This is a genomic window from Rhodopseudomonas sp. RCAM05734 (assembly GCF_052658035.1).
Map to the genome: position 1 here is coordinate 168,306 of NZ_CP199742.1, position 23,257 is coordinate 191,562.

Sequence of the window (23,257 nt, forward strand, 5' to 3'; positions counted from 1 at the left end):
GCAACTGGTGCAACGCAGGGCTGTGTCGGGAGTTTCGGCCATGCGGCAATTAAGCCTGTTGGCGTTTTGGCCTGTACGGGGCGGCCAGCAGCGTGGACCTGACGGTCGCGGCAGGCGATAGTAACGAAGCGTTAAGCCTGACATCCTTTGGCCGTGCATATCTGGTCCCTGATTATCGGACGCCGACAAGAATCAGTCATGAAATACCTATGAGCAATGCGGAATTCCAGTTGCGGGGCGTCGGCGATGCCAGGCTGGCGGTGCATGCGACCAGCCATCAGCCGGTCTGGCTGTGGTCGGTCGACGGCACCCGCATCCTGTGGGCCAATCCGGTCGGCGCACGGCTGTTCGGCGCGCGCAACGGCGCGGCGCTGGCGGCCCGGGCCTTCGGCCCCGCCGATCCGCATCGCCGCCAACTGGCGCAGCTCGCACCGCGGCTGTCCGCGACCGGCGCGGTGCGGCTGGAACGGCTGCGCGGCTTCGGTGCGGCGCCCGGCGGGCTGATGACCTGCGCCTGTTCACGGCTCGAATTTGCCGACGGCAGCGCCGGCATCCTGGTGGTCGCCGCCGCCTTCACCGGCCGCGGCATGCCGCTGGTGGAGCGACTGCAGAACCTCGTTGAAGGCATCGACACGCCGATCGCCAGCTTTGCCCGCGACGGCCTGTTCATCGGCGCCAACGATGCCGCCCGCGCTTTGCTCGGCTTTCGCAACCTGTCCGAAGCCGGCCTCGAGACCGCGCGCAGCGACGCGCTGAAGGATGGCCGCGTCGAAACGCCGATCGGCTTCGGCCACGTGGTGCTGCAGCGCGTCGGCAGCGGCGCCGATGTCGGCCTGGTCGCGCTGATCGCACCCGCGCCGGCGTCTCCGGCGGAGCCAATGCCCGCGCCAGCCGTCGCCGAAATCGAACCTGCAGGGCTCGCCAGCGAACCAACCGACATGCCCACGCCCCACGAAACTCCGGCTGCGACCGAAGTGTCCGAACCAGCGGGCGCCGTCGCTGCAGCGGCGGAGGAAGAGTCCGATCGCGTTGCCGAAGAACTGCTGGAAGCCAGCATCGCCGACACCATCGCCCATGCCGCCATCGACACCTCGTCGGCACCACCCGATGAAGTGCCGGCGCATGCGCCTTCGCCTGTTATCGAAGCTGTGGCCGACCAGCCCGCGCCGGCACAAGCCGCGCCGCTGGAGGCCGCACCAATTGAAACGCCGGTCGCGGAAGAAGCCCCGGCGCAGCCGACACCTGCCATGGAAACTGCACTGGAAACGCCGCCGGAGCCGCCGGTGCGTCGCCAGCCGCTGCGCTTCACCTGGCAGATGGATGCCGACGGCCGCTTCGCGCTCGGCTCCGATGAATTCACGCGACTGCTCGGCTCCCGCACTAGCGCGAGCTTCGGCCGCCACTGGCGCGAGATCGCCGAGGATTACGGCCTCGATCCCGATGGCCGCGTGCTCAGTGCGGTGGCCACGCACAATACCTGGAGCGGTATCACGCTGCTGTTTCCGGCCGACGGCGGCGCGCGGTTGCCGGTCGAGCTGTCGGGCCTGCCGGTCTACGATCGCGCGCGCAATTTTGCCGGCTACCGCGGCTTCGGCGTGTGCCGCGATCTCGACGCACTGGCCCGGCTTGCAGAGTTGCGGCGCCACGAATTCGTCGGCGAGCCACCGCCGCAATCGCTGTCGGCGGACATCGTCCAGGCCGGCCCGGCCGCGGACCACCCCGACCAGCCGAACGACTCCGGCGCCCCGCCATCAGATATCGAAGCGGCCGCCCGCGAACCCCAGAATCAAACCGAACCGGACACCACCGTGGAACCTCCCAAGAATGTCGTGCCTTTCCGGGCGAGCGACCTGAAATCGCCGGCACTCACGCCCGTCGAAAACAGCGCCTTCAACGAGTTGGCGCGGCAGTTGTCGGCGCGGCTCGAAGCCGAGACCGGGCTGACCGGCGAACCGCAGCCGAGCCCGCTTGAGGCCGAGGAAATGCTCGCGCAGATCGAGGCGTCGGACGCGCCGGCCTCGGCCAGCGACGCGCCGGACTGGCTGGCGGAGCCGGCGCCGCCGGCGCGCGGCGAGGTGATGCGCGACAAGATCCTGCTCGATCTGATGCCGGTTGGCGTGCTGATCTACCGGCTCGACCGGCTGCTTTATGCCAACCCGGCATTCCTGGCCCGCACCGGCTATCCGACGCTGCACGCGCTGGAAGACGCCGGCGGCCTCGACGTCCTCTATGTGGAGCCGAGTGTCTCCGGCGGCAGCACCGCCGATGGCGGCAAGGCCGTCACGATCTCCGGTACCGATGCCGGCCAGGCGTCCCCGCTGCAGCCGACCGACGCCAAGCTGTTCCCCATCACCTGGGACGCCGACCCGGCGCTGGCGCTGATCTTCGAACAGGCCGGCAGCGAACCGCGACCCGAGCCCGCGACACCGGCCGTGCCTGAAGGCGATGGCGCCGCCGACGCCGAAGAGCTCGGCGCCATCCTCGACACCACAGCCGAAGGCATCGTGATGTTCGATGCCGAGGGCAACATCAATTCGTGCAACCGCAGCGCCGAGGCGCTGTTCGGCTATGACGGCGCCGCGCTGACGCAACGCAATCTGGTCGACCTGTTCGCGCCGGAGAGCCAGCGCGTGGTCGGCGACTATCTCGACAGCATCAAGAGCGCGAGCGTCGCCGCCATGCTCGACCACGGCCGCGAGGCGCTGGGCCAGGTGCGCGAAGGCGGTCTCGTTCCGCTGTCGGTGATGATGGGCCGGACCCGCGAAGACGGCCCCAACTTCTTTGCCGTATTCCGCGACCTCACCCAGATCAAGAAGACCGAGACCGAGTTGCTCAATGCGCGCCGCCAGGCCGACCGTGCCGCCACCGCCAAGGCCGACGTGCTGGCACGTATCAGCCATGAGGTTCGCACCCCGCTCAACGCCATCATCGGCTTCGCCGAGGTGATGACCGAGCAGCGCTTCGGCCCGCTCGGCAACGAGCGCTACGTCGAATACATGAAGGACATCCGTGTCTCCGGCGAGCGCGTGATTGCCATCATCAACGACCTGCTCGACCTCAGCCGCATCGAGACCGGCAATCTCGATCTCGCCTTTACCAACCAGAACCTCAACGAGATGGTCGAGCAATGCGTCGCCGTGATGCAGCCGCAGGCCAACCGCGGCCGCATCATCATCCGCACCTCGCTGGCCCATACGCTGCCGCGCGTGGTGGCCGATGCCCGTGCGCTGCGCCAGATCGCGCTCAACCTGATCGGCAATTCGATCCATCTGGCCAATGCCGGCGGCCAGGTCATCGTCTCCACCGCGCTGAGCGATTTCGGCGATGTGGTGCTGCGGGTCCGCGACACCGGCCAGGGTCTCAATGACAATGAACTGGCCGCTGCCATGGAACCGTTCAACAGCCACGCCCCGGCCGATCACACTTCGGAAAGCGCCGGCGTCAGCCTGTCGCTGACCAAGGCGCTGGTCGAAGCCAACCGCGCCCGCTTCCAGATCAAGACCGCGCCGAGCTCCGGCACGCTGATCGAGGTGGTGTTCTCGCACGCTCCGGCGAAGGCCTAGACCAACAACAGTCGAGGCCGGTCGGGAAAGCGCCGGCAGGAGATGACCTCGGCTTGATGATGACCCGCTAGCGGTCGGAATGCGGCAACATTCGTAACAGCGTGCGGTCGTGAAAGACCCGATGATGGATCAGGGCCGCGGTGGCGTGAAGGGCCGCCAGAAGCATAAGCCCGTGGGCCATGATTTCATGTACTTCCTTAACATTGTGAGCGAAGGCCCGGTCACGGATCCATGGCGACGGGATTTCCGCCAGCCCGAATAGCGGTAGTGCATCACCGCGCGCGAATTGCAGGACAATCCCCGCGACCGGGACCGCAAGCAGCAACGCATACAATGCAAGATGGACGAGCCCGGTTGCGCGATCCTGCCACACGCCGAGCGAAACAGCCTCGGCAGGCGGCGGTGGATCAATCAAACGCCACGCGACACGCACCAGCAGCAGGATGATGACCGCGAGCCCTGCGGTGTCATGAAAAAATGCCCCCGCAGAGCGCAGCGCGCCTTTGGGCAATTCATCGCCGAGAATCCCGAGAAGCCACGCGACGACGACCAGGACCACCGTCAACCAGTGCACGGCCTGCGGGATTGCGCCGTAATTCTCTGCGGAGTTGCTGAGCTGCATCGCATATCCCTCCCGCGACAAATGACAAACCTACGGTGCGAGCGATGACACGCATTGATGTGGGTCAAGCGCCCCCCCAGCAGAAGCCCTAGGCTCGCCAGAAATGACGCGCCTCGCGCGCTACCGTCGGCCACGATGCTGGAATCGAGCTGCCTTGCATTTCCCTCCCGGAGTTAGGTGTTCATGAAGGCCACTGATTCCTCTCGCCCGCAGTTGATGATCCGCCGCGTCAATCTTGATACGGGCCGGGAAAACGTGGTTGTCATTTCGCGCCGCTCAAAGGCGCTGCGTCCGGAAATCTTTCGCGGCTTCAGCCGCGTCGAACTGCGCTGCAATTCAAAAGTCCTGCTGGCGACGCTTCTGATCACCGACGACGATGGGCTGGTGGACCCCGACGACATCGGCCTGTCCGAACCCGCCTTCCGGCGCTTCGCCGAACCGGCCGGCACGCTGGTGATGGTCACGCCTGCGGCGGCGCCTGACAGTCTCGATGCCGTCCGTGGCAAGATTCAGGGGCGGACGCTGAACGCGGCTCAAATCGACGCCATCATCGACGACCTCACACATTATCGCTATTCGGACATGGAAATCGCCGCGTTCCTGATCAGCTCGGCCAGCTTCATGACCAGCGATGAATTGCTCGCGCTCGTCCGGGCGATGGCGGGAGCCGGAACGCAGCTCAAATGGAGCAGCCCGATTGTCGTCGACAAGCATTGCATTGGCGGCATTCCAGGCAATCGCACCTCGATGATCGTGGTGCCGATCGTCGCCGCGCACGGCCTCACCATTCCCAAGACATCATCGCGCGCCATTACCTCGCCGGCTGGCACGGCCGACACGATGGAAGTGCTGGCGCGGGTCGATCTGGGCGTCGGGGAGATGAAAGAAGTCGTTGCGGCATGCAACGGCTGTCTGGTGTGGGGCGGCCATGTCAACCTGTCGCCGGCCGATGACATCCTGATTTCAGTCGAACGTCCGCTCAGCCTCGACACCCGCGAGCAGATGGTCGCCTCGATCATGTCGAAAAAGCTCGCGGCCGGGTCGACCCATCTGCTGATCGACCTGCCGGTCGGCCCGACGGCCAAGGTTACAAATGCACTGGAAGCGATGCGGCTGCGCAAGCTGTTCGAATTCGTCGGCGATCATTTCGGCATCTCGGTCGAGGTGATCACCACCGACGGCCGCCAACCGATCGGCAGCGGCATCGGCCCGGTGCTCGAGGCCCAGGATGTCATGGCGGTTCTCGCCAACGATCCCATGGCCCCCGCCGACCTGCGCGAAAAATCGCTGCGGCTGGCTGCGCATTTGCTCGAATACGATCCGCAACTGCGCGGCGGCAGCGGCTATGCGCGCGCCCGCGAACTGCTCGACAGCGGCGCGGCGCTCAAGAAAATGCAAAAGGTGATCGACGCGCAGGGGCCGTCATCCTGCCGCACGACTCTCGGGACGTCGACGTTCGACGTGACCGCCTCGGCGGACGGAACGGTCGTGGGCATCGACTGCCTGCAATTGAACCGCCTGGCCCGCACGGCGGGCGCGCCGATCGACAAGGGGGCCGGCATCAAGTTGTTCAAGAAGATCGGCGACCGCGTCGATCAGGGAGAACCGCTCTACCGGGTCTACACGTTCGACCGCTCGGAGCACGATCTGGCGGCGGCAGCAGCGAAGGCCAATACCGGCTACGCGATCGATGGCCAGTATTCACCCATCGAGCGGACAGCATCGTGAACGAGATCTCCATCCAGGCGCTGCCGGCTTCAGCCAGCGATGCCGCGCGGCTCGCGCTGCGGCTTGACGTACCAGTGCATGGTATCGCCCTGCACACGTTCCCTGACGGGGAAATGCGGGTGACGGTTGGTCCGGCAACGCCAACGACTGTCATTTATGCTTCGCTCGACCAGCCCAACGACAAGCTCATCGCGCTGCTGTTCGCCGCGGAAGCGCTGCGGCGCGACGGTTGCAAGCGCCTCATCCTGCTGGCGCCATATCTCTGCTACATGCGCCAGGATACGGCCTTTCACGACGGCGAGGCGATCAGCCAGAAGGCGATCGGCCGACTGCTTGCCGGAATCGTCGATCGCGTGATCACGGTCGACGCGCATCTGCATCGCACCCCGGACATCAGAACCGTGTTTCCCGGCATCGCCGCGGAAAACCTCTCGGCCATGCCTGCAATCGCCGATGCGCTGCGCAAGACCCACCTCGATCCCGCAACGGTCTTGATCGGACCCGATGCCGAATCCCGGCAATGGGTGAGCGATCTGGCGGGCCGGCTTGGCCTCACATACACCGTTGCGCAAAAAATCCGCCATGGCGATCGATCCGTGGAGATCGGATTTTCCGATCCGCGACTGATCGCAGGTCGCCCGGCCCTGCTGGTCGATGACATCGTCTCCTCGGGCGGCACGCTGATCGCCTGCGCGAGGGCGCTGACAGCGGCGGGCGCCACACAGATCGATGCCGTCGTCACGCACGCGCTGTTCCCGGCCGACACGATCGCCCAATTCACTGACGCGGGCATCCGTTCGATCCGCTCGACCCACAGCGTGCCGCATCCAACCAATGCGATCGTGCTCGACGAATTGTTCGTCGCGGCCTTGCGTGACGAAACCAAAGGCCAGATCCGTCCGGAGATTCAGACATGAGCGTGACCATCCAATTCTGCGGGGCTGCCCGCACCGTGACTGGCTCCTGCTATCTGTTCCGGACGCAAACCGGACGCTTCCTGGTCGATTGCGGATTGTTCCAGGGGCAGAAAACCCTCAAGGAACTGAACTACGGCGCCTTTCCATTTGCTCCCGCCGACATCGACACCGTGCTGCTGACGCACGCACATATCGATCACAGCGGACTACTGCCGAAACTGGTCAGCGAAGGATTTGGCGGACCGATTCTGGCGACGCGCGGCACGATCGATCTCTGCTCGTACATGCTGCCCGATGCCGGAAGCATTCAGGAATCGGAGGTCGCGGCGCTCAACAGGCGCAATATTGCGCGCGGGCGGCCCGAGGTCAGTCCGATCTACACCCAGGCCGATGCCATCGCATCGCTGGACGCGTTCAGGCCCGTCGAATACGAGACCTGGGCCGACGTCATCCCGGGCGTTCGCGCGCGTTACTGGAACGCCGGTCACTTGCTTGGTTCGGCCTCGATCGAAATTGAATTCGCCGGCGAAGGCGCAGGCGGCAAACCCTTGCGGCTGCTGGCCTCGGGCGATATCGGCCCCGATGCGAAGCTGCTGCAACCAGATCCACAAGCGCCGGCCGGATTCGACTACGTGATGTCGGAATCCACCTATGGCAACCGTGCACGTGCGCCAATCACGCCGCAGCAGCGTCGCCAGCGCCTTGCCGCCGAAGTCCGCGACGCCGCTGCGGCCAGGGGCGCGCTGGTGATTCCCGCCTTCGCGGTCGAACGCACCCAGGAACTGATCGTCGATCTGGTCGATCTGATGGACCATGGCGAGGTACCGACGGCACCGATCTTTCTCGATTCGCCGCTGGCGATCCGTGCCACGGAAGTGTTCCGCAACCACGCTGCCAGCCTGGATCAAGGTGTCGACGTCAATCGACTGCTCAGTTCTCCCCATCTCCGCTTCACCGAGACCGTCGACGAAAGCAAGTCGATCGCCAGGCTCAACGGCTTTCACGTGATCATTGCAGCCAGTGGCATGTGCGACGCCGGCCGCATCCGTCATCATCTCAAACGCTGGCTGTGCAAGAGCAACGGCACGGTGCTGCTGGTCGGTTTCCAGGCCCAGGGCACGCTCGGACGTTTCATTGCCGACGGCGCCAAGGCGGTCCGTATTCAGGGCGAAGAGATCCGTGTCGCTGCCCGCATCCGCCAGATCGATGATTATTCCGGCCACGCCGACAATGCCGAATTGTCGCGCTGGATCGCCGCCCGGCGCCCGATCCAGCGCGGGATATTTTTGGTTCACGGCGAAGAGCCTGCGATCGCCGGCCTGTCCGAGTTGATCTCCGGCCGGATCGTTCCGGGGGCAAAAATCTTCCAGCCGGTTCTCGATGACATCTACGAGCTTTCGACGTCGGCTCCGACGCTGCTCGACGGCACACACCGCCGCCGGCTCGCCCCCGAAGCGGTGGTCGCACTCGACTGGCACAACGACATGTCGAAGCTCATTCTCGACATCAACGATCAGATGCGCGCCGCGGCCGACGACCGCGCCCGCGGCGTCATCATCCGCCGGCTCAGGCGCGCGCTGGAGGCGGACCACTAAGCGACATGGAATACGGCACGTTCCGGCTATCGACTGCCGATCGAGGCGGACGAGCTTGCTGCCTGGAATCGCTCTAAATGGCGACTCCTGCGACATTGTGTCGGGGACAGCGCTGCGCCTGCTGCGCTACTGACACGGCATTGCTGCTCATCCACCGGGGCCTTGTTCATGATCAAACGTCGCATGCTCGCCATCACGTCCGCTGCTGTCGCGTTCGCCGCGCTCGGCGCCTCCGCACTGCAGGCCGCCGAAGAGGTCAACGTCTACACCTATCGCGAGACCAAGCTGGTGCAGCCGCTGTTCGACGCCTTCAGCAAGGACACCGGCGTCAAGGTCAACGTGATTTCGGCCAGCTCCGGACTCGAGCAGCGCATCAAGGCCGAGGGCGCCAGCAGCCCGGCCGACGTCCTGCTGACGGTGGATATCGGCCGCATCGACGACGCCGTGCAGGCCGGCATCACCCAGCCGATCAAGTCCGACGTCATCGACAAGATCGTGCCGGCGCAGTACCGCGATCCGGCCGGGCACTGGGCCGGCATCTCGATGCGCGCCCGCGTGGTCTATGCGTCGAAGGACCGCGTCAAGCAGGACGCCATCACCTATGAGGAGCTTGCCGATCCCAAGTGGAAGGGCAAGATCTGCATCCGCTCCGGCCAGCACATCTACAACAACGGCCTGTTCGCCGCCTATGTCGCCAAGCACGGCGAGGCGAAGGCCGAGGAATGGCTGCGCGGCCTCAAGGCCAACCTCGCGCAGAAGCCGTCGGGCGGCGACCGCGAGGCGGCGCGCGACGTGGCCGCCGGCAAGTGCGACATCGGCATCGGCAACACCTACTACTGGGCACTGATGATGAATGCCGATCCCGAGAAGAAGCCCTGGGCCCAAGCCACACGCGTGATCCTGCCGACCTTCGCCGGCGGCGGCACCCATGTGAACCTGTCCGCGGTGCTGCTGGCCAAGAACGCGCCGAACAGGGCCAATGCGATCAAGCTGATCGAATGGCTGGTTGGCGAAACGGCACAGCAGATGTATGCCGACGCCAACTACGAATATCCGGTGCGCGCCGGCGTCAAGGTCAACCCGACCATCGCCGGCTACGGCAAGCTCACGCCGGATACCATGCCGATCGCCAGCATCGCCACCAACCGCAAGGCCGCGGCAATGCTGGTGGACAAAGTCGGGTTCGATAATTGAGGACTACAGGTAGCGCGCTCTTCCTCATCCCTCCCCCCGGCGAAGCGCAGCTTCGCGGGAGGGAGGGATTTCATTTTCGCCGTCGTGAATCACTCCCCCATCTCTCGCCTCGCCACCATTATCGCCGCGCTCACCGCGCTGGCCGTCGCCGCGCCTGTACTATCCATCGCGCTGCTTGCGCTGACGCCCGATCCGGATCTGTGGTCGCATCTGATCGCCTATGTGCTGCCGCAGGCGCTGCGCGACACCGCGCTGCTGCTGTTCGGCGTCGGCAGTCTGACGCTCGTCATCGGCGCCGGCGCGGCGTGGCTGATTTCCACTTATGACTTTCGCGGCCGCACGCTGCTGATCTGGCTGATGCCGCTGCCGCTGGCGATTCCCACCTACATCGCGGCCTACGTCTATGTCGATCTGTTCGAGCCGCTCGGCCTGATGCATCGTGCGCTGGCGACCGTGATGCCCCTGCGCGACGCCGTCGCTTTGCTGCCGAACCTGCGCTCGCTGCCCGGCGCCGTCTTCGTCATCGGCCTCGTGCTGTATCCCTATGTGTATCTCTCGGCGCGGGCGATGTTCCAGGCGCAGAGCGCGGATTTCGCCGAAGCCGCCAAAGTCCTCGGCGCCGGACGGTGGACGATCTTCTGGCGGGTCGTGCTGCCGATCGCGCGGCCGGCACTGGCGGTCGGCGTCGCGCTGGTATCGCTGGAGACGCTGAACGATATCGGCGCCAGCGAATATCTCGGCGTTCGCACGCTGACCGTTTCGATCTTCACCACTTGGCTGAACCGCGGCAGCCTGAGCGGCGCCGCACAATTGTCCTTGGTCATGCTGGCCGCGGTGGCGGTGCTGATCGCGGTGGAGCGTCGCGGGCGCCGCGACGTCAACATCGAATTCTCCGCCGAGAGCCCGCGCCTGTCGCCGCGCCGGCGGCTCTCCGGCGCGCCGGCCGCGCTTGCCTTCGCTGCCTGCGTCACGCCGGCGCTGCTCGGCTTCGTGGTGCCGATGCTGTACCTGATCCGCGAGGCGATCCAGCGCGGGTTGTTCGCGCGCTTCGATCCGACGCTGTGGCGCGATGCCTGGCATTCGGTGGCGCTGGCCTCGAGCGCGACGGTGATTGCCGTGCTGCTCGGGCTGACGGTCGTGCTCGCGCAACGCTGGCGCCCGACATGGCCGAGCAATCTCAGCCTCGCCGCGGCACAGGCCGGCTACGCATTGCCCGGCCTGGTGCTGGCGCTGGGCCTGCTGACGCCGGTGCTGGCCATCGATGGCGCACTCAACGCGATGGCGGCGTCGGTCGGCATGACGCCGCCGGGGCTGGTGATGGTCGGCTCCGGCGCCGCCGTGGTGATCGCCTATGTGATCCGCTTCCTCGCGGTGCCCACGGGCTTCGTCAAGGCCGGTGCCGCGCGCATTCCCCTCGACTATGACGACAGCGCGCAGGCCGCCGGCGCACCGCTGCTCACCGCGCTCAGGCGCATCCAGTTGCCGCTGCTGCGGCCGGCGCTGGTCGGGTCGGTGATCGTGGTGTTCGTCGACGGCCTCAAGGAATTGCCGGCGACGTTGCTGCTGCGTCCGCTCAACGTCGACACGCTGGCGACCTCGATCTATCAGCATGCCAGCCGCGGCAGTTTCGAGGACGGTGCGCTGGCCGCATTGCTGATCGTGGCGGCGAGCGTCGGCCCGGTGCTGTGGCTGACGCGCTTCGCCGACCTGCCGGAGGGGCCCGCGTAGGTCACCTGTCCCGGACGCGCTGCGGCATTCTCATGCCGCTGCGCAGAGCCGGGACCGTCGCGAACGCCGGCGCCCGGCAAGGCCCCGGATCTGCGAAGCAATACTTCGTATTGCATCGCGTCCGGGGCAAGTGACCTACCCCGCCACGCTGTCCTGCTTGCGCTGGGTCGAAAAAATATCCCACGCCGCGATGAACATCGCGGCGATCACCGGGCCGATGACAAAACCGTTGAGCCCGAACACCTCGATGCCGCCCAGCGTCGAGATCAGCACCACATAGTCCGGCAGCTTGGTGTCCTTGCCGACCAGCATCGGGCGCATGATGTTGTCGACCAGGCCGATGACGAAGAAGCCGTAGGCGATCAGGATCGCGCCCTGGATGTATGAACCGGTGGCGAGCAGATACAGCGCCACCGGCATCCAGACCAGCCCGGCGCCGACCGCGGGCAGCAGCGACAGGAACGCCATCAGCACGGCCCACAGCAGCGCCGCATTGATGCCGAGGATCCAGAAGATCAGGCCGCCGAGCGCGCCCTGCGCCAGCGCCACCAGCAGGCTGCCCTTGACCGTGGCGCGGATCACCACGGTGAATTTTTCCAGGAGTTCGTCGCGCAGGCCGGCGCGCAGCGGGATCGCATCCTTGACGCGGAGCGCCAGCGCGTCGCCGTCGCGGAACAGGAAGAACAGCAGATAGAGCATGATCACCAGGCTGACCATGAACGCAAACGTGCTCTGGCCGATGTCCAGCGCCTGCGCCGCGATGGTCTGGCCGCCCTTGACCAGACCCGCCGTGAGTTTTTCCTGCATGTCGCCGAGGCTGGCGACGCCGAAGCGGTCGAGCAGCCCGGTGGCCCAGCCTGGCAGCGCATCGAGCATCTGCTGCAGCAGCTTTCCGAAGTTGAGTTCGCCGGACTGCATCCTGCCGACCACCGTGGCGGCCTGCTGGGTCAACGACGCCGCGATCAGCGTCAGCGGCAGGATCACGATCATGACGATCAGCAGGATCATCACCAATGCTGCGAGGTTCGAACGCTGCGGCATCTTGCGCAGCAACTGGCGATGCAGCGGCGCGAACATCAGGGCGATGACGACGCCCCACAGGATGGCGCCGTAGAACGAGGTGAGAATCAAGGCAAACGCGACCGAGACCACCACGATCAGGATCAGGAAGGCCTTGTCTTCGAGATGATCGCGCATGGGGGCTCGTTCTGTGAGAGCGCGTGCCCCGGATGCTGCGCAACGCGTCACACTTGCGACGTGGTGCGCTGCTGATCCGGAGGCCCGGTATTGTGCGGAAAAACCGGGATCCCCGATCTGCGGAGCGGCATAAGAATGCCGCACCGCGTCCGGGAAACGGGACTTGCCGCTTACGTATTGGTCAGCGCGACGCGGAATTCGGCTTCGGTCTTGGCCTTCACCTCATCGAGCGTGACGCCGTCGGCGAGCTCGATCAGCGCCATGCCTTCCTTGCCGTGCTTGTCGATGGTGAACACCGCAAGATCGGTGACCACCATGTCGACCACCCGCTCGCCGGTCAGCGGCAGGTTGCAGCTCTTCAGCAGCTTGGCACCGTCCTTGGCGGAATGCTCCATCACCACCACGACGCGTTTGACGCCGGCGACCAGGTCCATGGCGCCGCCCATGCCCTTGACCATCTTTCCGGGGATCATCCAGTTGGCGAGGTCGCCGTTCTGCGCCACCTGCATGGCGCCGAGGATCGACAGGTCGATATGGCCGCCGCGCACCATGGCGAATGAATCCGACGACGAGAAATAGCTGGTCTCGGGCAGTTCGGTGACGGTCTGCTTGCCGGCATTGATCAGGTCGGGATCCTCTTCCCCTTCATAGGGGAACGGGCCCATGCCGAGCATGCCGTTCTCGCTCTGCAGGAGCACGTCGACACCTTCCGGAATGTAGTTCGACACCAGGGTCGGGATACCGATACCGAGGTTGACGTAGAAGCCGTCCTTCAGTTCCTTGGCTGCGCGGGCAGCCATTTGGTCGCGGGTCCAGGCCATCAGACTTCCTCTCCGGTTGCGGCGGGTGCGGGGCGCTTGCGCGTGGTGCGCTGTTCGATCCGCTTCTGCGCGGTGCCGACCTCGACGATGCGCTTCACGAAAATACCCGGCGTGTGGATGTGATCGGGATTGATCTGACCGGCGGGAACGAGATGCTCGACCTCGGCGACGGTGATCCTGGCCGCAGTGGCCATCATCGGGTTAAAGTTGCGCGCGGTCTTGCGGTAGACGAGGTTGCCGGCGGTATCGCCCATCCAGGCATGCACAATGGCCAGGTCGGCAAACAGGCCGCGCTCCAGCATGTACTTTTCGCCGTTGAATTCCATGGTCTCCTTGCCTTCCGAGATCAGCGTGCCGACGCCGGTCTTGGTGTAGAAGCCGGGAATACCGGCGCCGCCGGCGCGGATGCGCTCGGCCAGCGTGCCCTGCGGGGAGAATTCGAGTTCCAGTTCGCCGGCCAGGAATTGCGCGGCGAACAGCTTGTTCTCGCCGACATAGGACGAGATCATCTTCTTGATCTGGCGGGTTTCCAGCAGACGGCTGAGGCCGATGCCGTCGACGCCGGCATTGTTGGAGACCACGGTGAGGTCCTTGACGCCGGATTCGCGCAGCGCGTCGGACAGCGCCTCGGCGATGCCGCACAGGCCGAAGCCGCCGGACATGACCATCATGCCGTCCTTGAGAATGCCGTCGAGGGCCGATTTGGCGTCGGGATAGACCTTGTTCATGGGAGATTCGACCTGATGGAGGAAAGCGCTGAATGGCACGCGGCCGGTCTTATTGCGTGGATTATTAGGCGAATTCTTTGCAGGGCGTCAAATGGGAGGGGTGCTTTCTTCCCCTCTCCCCCAAGCAAAGCGAAGCTTTGCGCAGGTGGGAGAGGGTGGACGCGCGCCAGCGCGGCCGGGAGAGGGGCGCCGCGCGGAAGGCCCTCTCCCGCCTTCGCTTCGCCATAGCCGACGCTACGCATCGGCGTCCTTCTTAAGAACGGCGGCCAAAGGCCGCCTAGGCCCCCTCGCCCACTGCGCGCCGATTCGCAGCGCTGGGGGAGAGGGGAAGAAGAAGCCCTCCTGCGACCCCATAGCCCCCTCTGCGGCCTTGAAAGCGTCAAGAAAAACGATCAAATTGCGCGCTTGCGAACAAGGGGCGCGCGATCAGACGCCCGCTGCGCCAAACGTAACCCAACCCGGATAGATCATTGACGATAGCCCAAGGAATGAAACGCCTGGGGATGCCGGTTGCGGCCCTCATTGGCGTCGCGCTGATCGGGCTGTTCGCCATGTCCTGGCTGCTCAACCGCGATGCTCTGCGCCACGCCGTGGAAGCCCAGATCCGCGCGGTCACCGGGCTCGACCTGGTGGTCAACGGCAGCGTCGACGTCTCGGTGTTCCCCGGCAGCTACATCTCGTTCCATGACGTCGGCCTGAAGGGCGGCGGCGAGATCGACCCGGCGTTGTCGGTGGACGTGCTGACCGCCAATCTGCGGCTGCTGCCGCTGCTGACCCAGCGCTTCGAGATCGCCGACATGATCATGCTGCGGCCACGCATCCACGTGGTCCGCGACGGCGCCGGCGGCAGCAACTGGACGCCGTTCATCGAAAACATCGCCCGGACCATGAAGCCCGGCGCCGACAATCCGCTGTCGTTCTCCGAGATCCGCATCCAGGACGGCACGCTGAGCTACCAGGACCCGCACAACACCGAAAAGCTCGACGACATCGACCTGTCGCTGGCCTGGCCGTCGATCTCGCGCTCGTTTGCCGCCACCGGCCAGTTCGACTGGCGCGGCGAGCGCGTCGACGGCAGCTTCAGCGTCAGCGACTTCGTCGCCGCTTTGTCCGGCGACCGCTCCGGCCTGAAGGCGCGGCTGGTCAGCGCGCCGATCAAGCTGGGCTTCGACGGTACCGTCGCCAACCGCGCCAGCCTGATGATGGAAGGCACCCTCACCGCCGACAGCCTGTCGCTGCGTAATGCGCTGCGCTGGGCCGGCCAGGCGCCGCCCGGCGCCGGCGGCTTCGGCCGCTTCGCGCTGAAGGCCCGCGCCAGCCTGGTCGGGCCGTCGCTGGCGCTGACCAACGTCAATGTCGAGCTCGACGGCAATGTCGCCGAGGGCGTGATGACCTACAGCAACAACGGCCGCCAGACCCTGCAGGCGACGCTGGCCGCCGGTGCGCTCGACTTCACCCCCTACATTTCCACCGTAAGGCTGCTGGCCTCCGGCGCGCGCGACTGGAACCGGCAGCTGTTCGATCTCAACGCGCTGTCCACCACCGACCTCGACATGCGGCTGTCGGCGGCCAAGGTCACCGTCGGCTCCTCGGTGCTCGGCCGCACCGCGCTGGGTGCCAACCTGCGCGGCGGCACGCTGGCGCTGTCGGTGGGCGAGGCGCAGATGTATGGCGGCATCGTCCGCGGCTCGTTCGGCGTGGCGCATTCCGACGCCGTGGCGGACGTGAAGGCCCAGTTCCAGTTCACCGACGTCGACCTGCAGGCCACGGCCTCCGACCTGTTCGGCATCAGCAAGCTGACCGGCCGCGGCAATCTCACCATGGCGCTGGAAGCCTCGGGCTCGAGCCCGTTCGGCCTCGTCCAGTCGCTCGACGGCACCGCCACCCTGACCGGCCATGACGGCGCCATCAGCGGCTTCAATGTCGAACAGCTGCTGAAGCGTCTGGAGCGCCGGCCGCTGTCCGGCGGCGGCAATTTCCGCTCCGGCAACACGCCGTTCACGACCCTCAACATGTCCGTCAAGTTCAACGACGGCACCGCCACCGCGCAGGACATCCGCATCGAAGGCCCGACCGCACGGTTGAGCCTGACCGGCACCGCCTCGGTCCCCTCCAGGGAATACGACCTCAAAGGCGTCGCCAGCCTGACCTCAACGAGCGCGACAGGCGGCTTCGACCTGCCCTTCGTGATCCAGGGCCCATGGGACGATCCGCTGATCTTCCCCGATCCGGAAAGCCTGATCCGCCGCTCGCCCGGCGCCGCACCGCTGCTCGACGCAGTAAAGGATCGCAAGACCCGTGATGCGGTGCGCTCGGTGCTGGAGCGGTTTACCGGCGGCGCGAAGCAGGCGCCGGCGGCGGCGACGGATGTGCCGACGGAGACTGCGCCGGCGGCAGCAGTCCCCGCGGATGCGGCACCGAAGTCGAATTGAGTCGATTCGCAATCGCCCGGCTACAAATTGAGGCGCTTGGGCGCGATGAAAGTTGGATATCGCACAGGCCGCTTTGAAGATCCCGCCCGCCCGAACTGGGACGGCAATGGCCCGCGCCCGCTGGCCTGGACTGCGTGGTATCCGGCCTCCGATGATGCCATCACGCATGAACGGCTGCTCGGTCCGCGGTCCGCTCCGACCTATAGCATCGGTCCGATGGCCGCGAATGCGGCGTTGCGCGCCACGCCGCAGCGCCTCCCGCTCGTCCTGCTATCACACGGCACCGGCGGCAGCGCGCTCGGTCTCGGCTGGCTCGGGCGGCGGCTGGCGCAATACGGTTTCATGGCCATCGGCGTCGCTCACCACGGCAATACGCTGAACGAGCCCTACCGTGCCGAGGGATTTCTGTGCTGGTGGGAACGCCCCCGCGATCTCTCAGTGCTGCTCGACCGGATGGTGTCGCACAGCGAGTTCGCCGATCGCATCGATGTGAACCGCGTCTTTGCTGCCGGTTATTCGCTAGGCGGCTGCGCCGTCGCTTCGTTGCTCGGCGCGATCACCGAAACCTCGCGCTTCCAGCGTTCCGCGGCCAATCCCAACCCCGCTCGGGGCGTGCCGGAATTTCCCGACCTCGCCGATCACCTCCCCGGCCTGCTTGAGAGTAGCGCGGTCTTTCGCGAATCCTGGGCGCGCATGTCGAACGACTACCGCGATCCGCGCCTGAAGGCGGCGCTGCTGCTGGCGCCAGGACGCGGATTGCTAGGGTTCAACGCGGCGAGCCTTACAGTCATCGATACCCCCGCACGCATCATCGTCGGCGGTGCCGACCCCGCACTGCCTGCCGCCCGGTGGCTGCATCCGCGGCTGCGCGCCAGCGTACTCGACGTGCTGCCGGCAGATGTCGGGCACTACATCTTCCTGCCCGAGGCCACCGATGCCGGCCGCCGCGATTCTCCGCCGAACTGCGTCGATGCGCCCGGTGTCGACCGCGCGGCGATCCATCAGCACGCAGCGGACGCAGCAGTGGCATTGTTTGAAGCGATGCCGACCGTCGCTCCGGACAAGTGAGGCAGCTGCCGGCCAAAAGCGGAGCGATCGCGGTCTCGACCGGATACTAGAGCGGCGCCGCGCTCTCACCCCTCGCACTCGACAGCTTCGACGCCAGCGAAGCCGCGACGATCAGCACCGCGATGAAGCCGACGATCAGCGTGCAGATCGCATTGATCTCCGGCTTCACGCCGAGCCGCACCTCCGAATAGATCCGGATCGGCAGCGTCGACGAGCCCGGCCCGGTGGTGAAGCTGGCGATGACGAGATCGTCGAGTGACAGCGTGAAGGCCAGCAGCCAGCCCGCGGCGATGGCCGGCGCGATCAGCGGCAACGTCACCGCAATGAACGCCCGCACCGGATCGCGGCCGAGATCCATCGCCGCTTCCTCATAGCTGCGGTCGAGACCGGCGAGCCGGGACTGCACGACGACCACGACGAAGCACATGGTCAGCGTGGTATGCGCAATGGTCACGGTCCAGAAGCCGCGGCCGGCATCGATGGCGACGAACAGCAGCAGCAGCGACAGGCCGGTGATCACTTCCGGCATCACCAATGGTGCGTAGAGCATCCCGGACATCAGCGTGCGGCCGCGAAACCCCGCGCCGCGCGATAGCGCGATGGCCGCCAGCGTGCCGAGCAGCGTCGCCACCGTCGCCGACACCGCGCCGACGCGCAGACTCATCCAGGCCGCATCGAGCATCGCCTGATCGTGGAAGAACTCGGTGTACCAGCGCGTCGACCAGCCGCCCCACACCGTCACCAGCCTGGAAGCGTTGAAGGAATAGATCACCAGGATGACGATGGGCAGATAGAGAAAGGCGAGGCCGAGCGCCAGCGAGACGGCGTTGAAGCGGGACAGGCCGAGGGTGCGCGCGGTCATGAGCGGCCCCACCTTCTCCCCTCCCCCGCGCGCAGCGAAGCTGCGCGTGGCGGGGAGGGGTCGGGGGTGGGGGGCGCAACATGGAAAGCTGTACGTGTGGCGCCCCCCACCCCGGCCCTCCCCACCCTTCGCTGCGCTCGGGGGGAGGGAGCGCACGGCGCGCATGGCAACGGCAAACCTCACCATCACTTTGCCTCCAGCACACCGCGCTGCAACCGGTCGTAGACCAGCAGTGGCAGCAGCAGCAGCGCCAGCAGCACGATGGCCGTCGCCGAAGCCACCGGCCAGTCGCGGTTGGTGAAGAATTCCAGCCACAGCGTCTGGCCGATCATCAGCGACTCCGAGCCGGCCAGCAGGTCCGGGATCACGAATTCGCCGACGATGGGAATGAAGCACAGCAGCACGCCGGCGAACACGCCGCGCAGCGACAGCGGAAATGTCACCAGCCAGAACGCATCGGTGCGCGAGGCCCCGAGGTCGGAGGCAGCCTCCAGCAGCGCGTCGTCGAGCTTCGACAGCGTCGCATAGAGCGGCAGGATCATGAAAGGCAGGTAGGAATAGACCATGCCGAGGATCATCGCGCGGTCGGTGGACAGCCACACCACCGGCGCGGCGACGATGTGCAGCGCCAGCAGCACCTGGTTGAGCAGGCCGTCGTGCTGCAGGATATTGATCCAGGCATAGATGCGGATCAGGAAGGAGGTCCAGAACGGCACGATCACCAGCAGCATCGCCACGCTCTGCCAGCGCTGCGGCAGCCGCGCCATGGCATAGGCGACGGGATAGCCAATGCACAGCAGGATGGCAGTGGAGACCAGCGCAACCATCACGCTGCGCAGATATGACGCGAGATAGAGACTGTCCGACAGCAAGAGGCGAAAGTTGTCCAGCGACAGCATGGCGAACGCCGCCTTCAGCCCGGCGGGATCGGTGAGATCGAACTGCGGCAGATAGGGCGGCTGCGTCACCGCGGTCTGCGACAGGCTGATCTTCAGCACGAAGCCGAACGGCAGCAGGAAGAACAGCACCATCCAGCCATAGGGCGCGATCGAGGCCCAACGCGCCGGACGCGTGAACAGGTCGCGCGCGCTCATGGCTCCAGCACCACGCAATCGTCGGGCGTGAACCACGCCACCACGCGTTCGCCGACCGGATAGGCATCGACGTCGAGCCGTGTGGTGTTGGCCAGAGCCGCGCGCAACGTCGCACCGCGATCGAGCTTGATCTGGTACACCGAGACGCCGCCGAGATAGCTGATATCGCTGACCACTCCGTCGAGCCGGTTCATCGCGACGCTGTGACCGGCATCCGATGCCGGGCCGCGCCGCGACAGCCGGATCTTTTCCGGCCGGATGGCGACGCAGGCCGCCTTGCCCGCCAAAGGCTGGCGCGGCTCTGCTGCGGAAATGCCGCCGGCGTCCGGCGTGGTGACGGTGACGCGATGTTCGTCATGCCAGGTCACCTCGCCCTCGAACAAATTGATGTCGCCGACGAAGCCGGCGACCCAGCGCGACGCCGGCGCCTCGTAAAGCTGTCGCGGCGTCGCCACCTGTTCGAGCCGCCCGTTCTTCATCACGCCGATGCGGTCGGCCATGGTCATGGCCTCCTCCTGATCATGGGTGACGATGACGAAGGTGGTGCCGAGCCGGCGCTGCAGCGCCATGAGCTGGCGCTGGGTGCTTTCGCGCAGTTTCTTGTCGAGCGCTGCCAAGGGCTCGTCGAGCAGCAGCAGTTGCGGCCGCCGCGCCAGCGCCCGGGCCAGCGCCACCCGCTGCTTCTGCCCGCCGGACAATTGATCGGGCTTGCGCTTCTCCAGCCCGCCAAGCTCCACCAGCGCCACCATTTCGGCGACGCGGACGTCGATCTCGGCGCGCGACAGGCCGGCGCGCTTGAGGCCGAAGCCGATATTGTCGCGCACGTTGAGGTGCGGAAATAGCGCGTAGTTCTGGAACATCATGTTGACCGGCCGCTGATGCGGCAAGACCGGCGCCATATCGGCGCCGTCGAGCAGGATGCTGCCGGCATCCGGCGTCTCGAACCCGGCCAGCATGCGCAGCAGCGTGGTCTTGCCACAGCCCGACGGCCCCAGCAGCGCGAAGAACTCGCCGGCTTTGATGTCGAGCGACAGGCCGTCGACGGCGGTGAAGCCGCCGAATGTCTTGGTCACCGCGTCGATGCGCAGCAGCGGGGTCGGAAATGCGATGGCCGGCGCCAGGGTTGCGGCGATGTCGTCGCTGATGAGTTCTGTCGATGTCATGGCCGCACGCTAGCGGCGGAACCGCGCGGGCTCAACCGTGCTCGCAATGGCACTCGGAAGCCTTCCCCGCGTTTTCGCCTGGGACGGAGCGGAGCCTTCGCTCAGCCCGCCTTGCGCTCGACGTCGCGGACCGCCGGCGTGCGGCCGATCAGGCCGGCATACTGGCCGATCGGCGCCGGGCGGCCGATGAAATAGCCCTGCACACCGTCGCAGCCTTCCTTGGCCAGGAAAGACGGCTGTTCCTGGGTCTCGACGCCTTCGGCGACGATGGAGACATCGAGGCCGTGGCCGAGCCCGATCACCGCACGCACGATCGCGGCCGACTGCGGGTTGTGGCCGAGATTGGTGACGAAGGCGCGGTCGATCTTGATCTTGTCGAACGGGAAGGCCTGCAGATAGGTCAGCGAGGAGTAGCCCGAGCCGAAATCGTCCATCGAGATCCGCACGCCCAGCGCCTTGAGGCGGCGCAACAAAGCAAGGCCACGCTCGAAATCCTCGATCAGCACGCCCTCGGTAATTTCCAGCTCGAGCCGCCCGGGCTGCAGCCCGGTGTCGAACAGGATCGAATGGACCAGGCCGACAAGGTCGCCGTGCATGAACTGCGCCGGCGACAGGTTCACGGCGATCTGCAGCGGCACCGGCCACGACGCCGCCTCGACGCAAGCCTGGCGCAGGATCCACTCCCCCATCTCGACGATCAGGCCACTCTCCTCCGCCAGCGGAATGAACTCGCCGGGCGGCACGAAGCCGCGGCTCGGATGGATCCAGCGCGCCAGCGCTTCGAAGCCGGTGATGTCGTCATCGACAACGGTCTGGCCGGCCCGGGCCTGCGGCTGGTAGTGCAGCGACAATTCGCCGTTGTGGATTGCCGCCGAGAGATCCTGGTGCAGCAACCGGCGGTCGCGCAGTTGCTGGTCCATCTCCGGTTCGAAGATGCTGATCGAGCCGCGGGACGTCGCCTTGGCGCGGAACAAAGCGGCGCCGGCATTGGCCAGCAGCGCCGCGGCATCAGTGCCGTCGCGGGGGAACAGCGAGATGCCGATGGTGACGCCGGCGCGCACCGACTTGCCGTCGATGGAAAACTGGTGACCGAGCAGTTCGGCAATGCGCTCGGCGATGGCGCGGCCACCCTGCGGCTGCTTGCCGTCGATGATCAGTCCGAATTCGTCGCCGCCGAGCCGTGCCACAACGCCGCCACCCGCCGCACCCTGGATCCGCTGCCCGACCTCGATCAGCACCTTGTCGCCGATCGCATAGCCGAACACGTCGTTGATCTCCTTGAGGCCGTCGACATCGATCGACAGCACCGCAAATTCCTCGGCGACGTTGCCGCAGGCCTCGATCATCTGCGCCAGCGCCTGCATGAAGGCCGGGCGGTTCGGCAGGTCGGTGAGGCCATCGTGATAGGCCATGTGGGCCATGCGCGCTTCGGTCTGGCGCCGGTCGGTCACGTCCTCATAGGTCTTGATGAGATATTGCGGCGCGCCACCATCGCCGAGCACCGTGACCCGGCGGGTCAGGAACAGCCGCAACCCGGCTTCGGTGCTGATCGGATGCTCTTCGGAAATCATGCCGCGCTTGTGGATCGCGGCCTGATCACGGCTGACGATCAGCTTGGCTTCCCTGGCGTTGAAGATATCCTCGGTGGTCAACCCGGTAATGTCCTCGCGCCGACGATTGATGACCGCCTCGGAGCCGCGGTTGGCGAGCAGGTAGCGGCCGTCCTCTACGTTCTGGACGATCAACGCCACCGGAATGTTGTCGACGACCATCTCGAGGAATTTCTTGGTGCTTTCGAGCTCTTGCGCCAGCTTGCGCTGCTCGGTGCATTCCTCATGGATGCCGATGAAGCCGCCGTTTGGCAGCGGGTTGACCTTGACGACCACCGACCGCGCGTCGGGCAAGGTCGCAACAAAACTCCCCTTCGGCATCGGGTGCGCGAAAAATTCCACGGATTCCGCATCCAGCGTGCCGCGGGCGCTGCGCAACTCGCGCAGCCCTGTGGAGGTGATGCCTTTGAATATCTCCGAGCGTTTCAGGCCGTAGATGTCGAGATAGCGTTCGTTGCAGAACAGCAGGCGCCGGTCGGCATCGAGGATCACCACACCCTGACCGAGATGGTTGAACGCCGAACTGACAAAGGTGTCGCGCCGCAATTGCTGCCGCTGCACGCGGCGAAACGCCGACACCACCCAGACCACCACCGCGGCCAGGAAGGACAGCACGACAAAACCGCCGAGCAGGATCTCCCAGATCAGATTCGGATCGAGCGAGCCGATGTAGTCAGGCGGGGCGAACCGGGTCGCCGCGAAGGCCGCGTTGCCAGTCAGCGCAAGGCCAGTCAGACACGCCACGACGACCGCCGGAGTCAGCGCCTTCCCGCCAGTCAGCCGAGTCTTGAGACAAGTCTTGAGCCAGGTCCTAAGCAAAGTCTTGCCAGCCATTCCACACCCGCGTATGCGCAGCCGCAGTTTCCGGCGAGATGTGTTGGAATCCGGTAAACGGATACGTTTACAACCGTCGAATGTGGCGGTTCCGACGGTAT

At 66.0% G+C, this 23,257-nt stretch carries 16 protein-coding genes; 8 read left to right on the forward strand and 8 right to left on the reverse strand.

All coding sequences use genetic code 11. The features are described from left to right. Positions 1–209: 209 nt before the first annotated feature. Positions 210–3,563 carry a PAS domain-containing protein gene (locus ACUXVA_RS00865; RefSeq protein WP_445490402.1) on the forward strand — a complete coding sequence of 1,118 codons (3,354 nt, stop codon included), beginning with the start codon at positions 210–212 and terminating at the stop codon, positions 3,561–3,563. A gap of 67 nt (positions 3,564–3,630) precedes the next feature. On the opposite strand, the gene ACUXVA_RS00870 is transcribed toward ACUXVA_RS00865, so the two are convergent. Beyond that, positions 3,631–4,185, reverse strand: a complete 555-nt coding sequence (locus tag ACUXVA_RS00870) for a cytochrome b (RefSeq protein ID WP_265081969.1) — start codon at positions 4,183–4,185, stop codon at positions 3,631–3,633. 183 nt (positions 4,186–4,368) lie between these two features. On the opposite strand from ACUXVA_RS00870, the gene ACUXVA_RS00875 reads away from it, so the two are divergent. From ACUXVA_RS00875 to ACUXVA_RS00895, 5 genes are all read left to right on the forward strand, one after another. After that, positions 4,369–5,913, forward strand: a complete 1,545-nt coding sequence (locus ACUXVA_RS00875; protein ID WP_265081968.1) for a thymidine phosphorylase family protein — start codon at positions 4,369–4,371, stop codon at positions 5,911–5,913. Then, entirely contained in the window at positions 5,910–6,830 is a 921-nt protein-coding gene (locus ACUXVA_RS00880; RefSeq protein ID WP_445490405.1) for a ribose-phosphate pyrophosphokinase, read from the forward strand. Before ACUXVA_RS00875 ends, ACUXVA_RS00880 begins: the two co-directional genes overlap by 4 nt. After that, positions 6,827–8,425, forward strand: a complete 1,599-nt coding sequence (locus tag ACUXVA_RS00885; RefSeq protein WP_445490407.1) for an MBL fold metallo-hydrolase RNA specificity domain-containing protein — start codon at positions 6,827–6,829, stop codon at positions 8,423–8,425. Before ACUXVA_RS00880 ends, ACUXVA_RS00885 begins: the two co-directional genes overlap by 4 nt. Before the next feature lie 168 nt (positions 8,426–8,593). After that, the gene (locus ACUXVA_RS00890) at positions 8,594–9,619 is read left to right on the forward strand and encodes a Fe(3+) ABC transporter substrate-binding protein (RefSeq protein ID WP_265081965.1); all 1,026 of its coding nucleotides are present in this window, start codon (positions 8,594–8,596) and stop codon (positions 9,617–9,619) included. An 84-nt stretch (positions 9,620–9,703) separates the two neighbouring features. After that, positions 9,704–11,347: an ABC transporter permease gene (locus tag ACUXVA_RS00895; protein ID WP_265081964.1), complete on the forward strand. Its 1,644-nt coding sequence runs from the start codon at positions 9,704–9,706 to the stop codon at positions 11,345–11,347. A 135-nt stretch (positions 11,348–11,482) separates the two neighbouring features. Here ACUXVA_RS00895 and ACUXVA_RS00900 read toward each other — a convergent pair whose 3' ends face one another. From ACUXVA_RS00900 to ACUXVA_RS00910, 3 genes are all read right to left on the reverse strand, one after another. Next, positions 11,483–12,544 (reverse strand): AI-2E family transporter, encoded by a 1,062-nt coding sequence (locus ACUXVA_RS00900; RefSeq protein WP_445490409.1) that lies wholly within the window; start codon positions 12,542–12,544, stop codon positions 11,483–11,485. Positions 12,545–12,714: 170 nt separating this feature from the next. After that, on the reverse strand, positions 12,715–13,365 hold the full coding sequence (locus tag ACUXVA_RS00905) for a 3-oxoacid CoA-transferase subunit B (RefSeq protein ID WP_445490411.1): 651 nt from the start codon (positions 13,363–13,365) through the stop codon (positions 12,715–12,717). Further along, positions 13,365–14,093 (reverse strand): CoA transferase subunit A, encoded by a 729-nt coding sequence (locus tag ACUXVA_RS00910; protein WP_265081961.1) that lies wholly within the window; start codon positions 14,091–14,093, stop codon positions 13,365–13,367. Before ACUXVA_RS00910 ends, ACUXVA_RS00905 begins: the two co-directional genes overlap by 1 nt. A gap of 488 nt (positions 14,094–14,581) precedes the next feature. Here ACUXVA_RS00910 and ACUXVA_RS00915 point away from each other — a divergent pair, with 488 nt between their 5' ends. Further along, positions 14,582–16,525, forward strand: a complete 1,944-nt coding sequence (locus ACUXVA_RS00915; protein ID WP_445490414.1) for an AsmA family protein — start codon at positions 14,582–14,584, stop codon at positions 16,523–16,525. 45 nt (positions 16,526–16,570) lie between these two features. After that, positions 16,571–17,593: an alpha/beta hydrolase family protein gene (locus ACUXVA_RS00920; protein WP_265081959.1), complete on the forward strand. Its 1,023-nt coding sequence runs from the start codon at positions 16,571–16,573 to the stop codon at positions 17,591–17,593. Positions 17,594–17,639: 46 nt separating this feature from the next. On the opposite strand, the gene ACUXVA_RS00925 is transcribed toward ACUXVA_RS00920, so the two are convergent. The 4 genes from ACUXVA_RS00925 to ACUXVA_RS00940 all read right to left on the reverse strand — a co-directional run bounded on the left by ACUXVA_RS00925 (position 17,640) and on the right by ACUXVA_RS00940 (position 23,156). Beyond that, entirely contained in the window at positions 17,640–18,455 is an 816-nt protein-coding gene (locus tag ACUXVA_RS00925) for an ABC transporter permease (RefSeq protein ID WP_265081958.1), read from the reverse strand. Positions 18,456–18,640: 185 nt separating this feature from the next. Further along, positions 18,641–19,549 carry an ABC transporter permease gene (locus ACUXVA_RS00930; protein WP_445490417.1) on the reverse strand — a complete coding sequence of 303 codons (909 nt, stop codon included), beginning with the start codon at positions 19,547–19,549 and terminating at the stop codon, positions 18,641–18,643. Further along, positions 19,546–20,712, reverse strand: coding sequence for an ABC transporter ATP-binding protein (locus ACUXVA_RS00935; RefSeq protein WP_445490419.1), 1,167 nt, complete (start codon positions 20,710–20,712; stop codon positions 19,546–19,548). Before ACUXVA_RS00935 ends, ACUXVA_RS00930 begins: the two co-directional genes overlap by 4 nt. Before the next feature lie 101 nt (positions 20,713–20,813). Beyond that, positions 20,814–23,156 (reverse strand): EAL domain-containing protein, encoded by a 2,343-nt coding sequence (locus ACUXVA_RS00940; protein WP_445490421.1) that lies wholly within the window; start codon positions 23,154–23,156, stop codon positions 20,814–20,816. Positions 23,157–23,257: the final 101 nt, after the last annotated feature.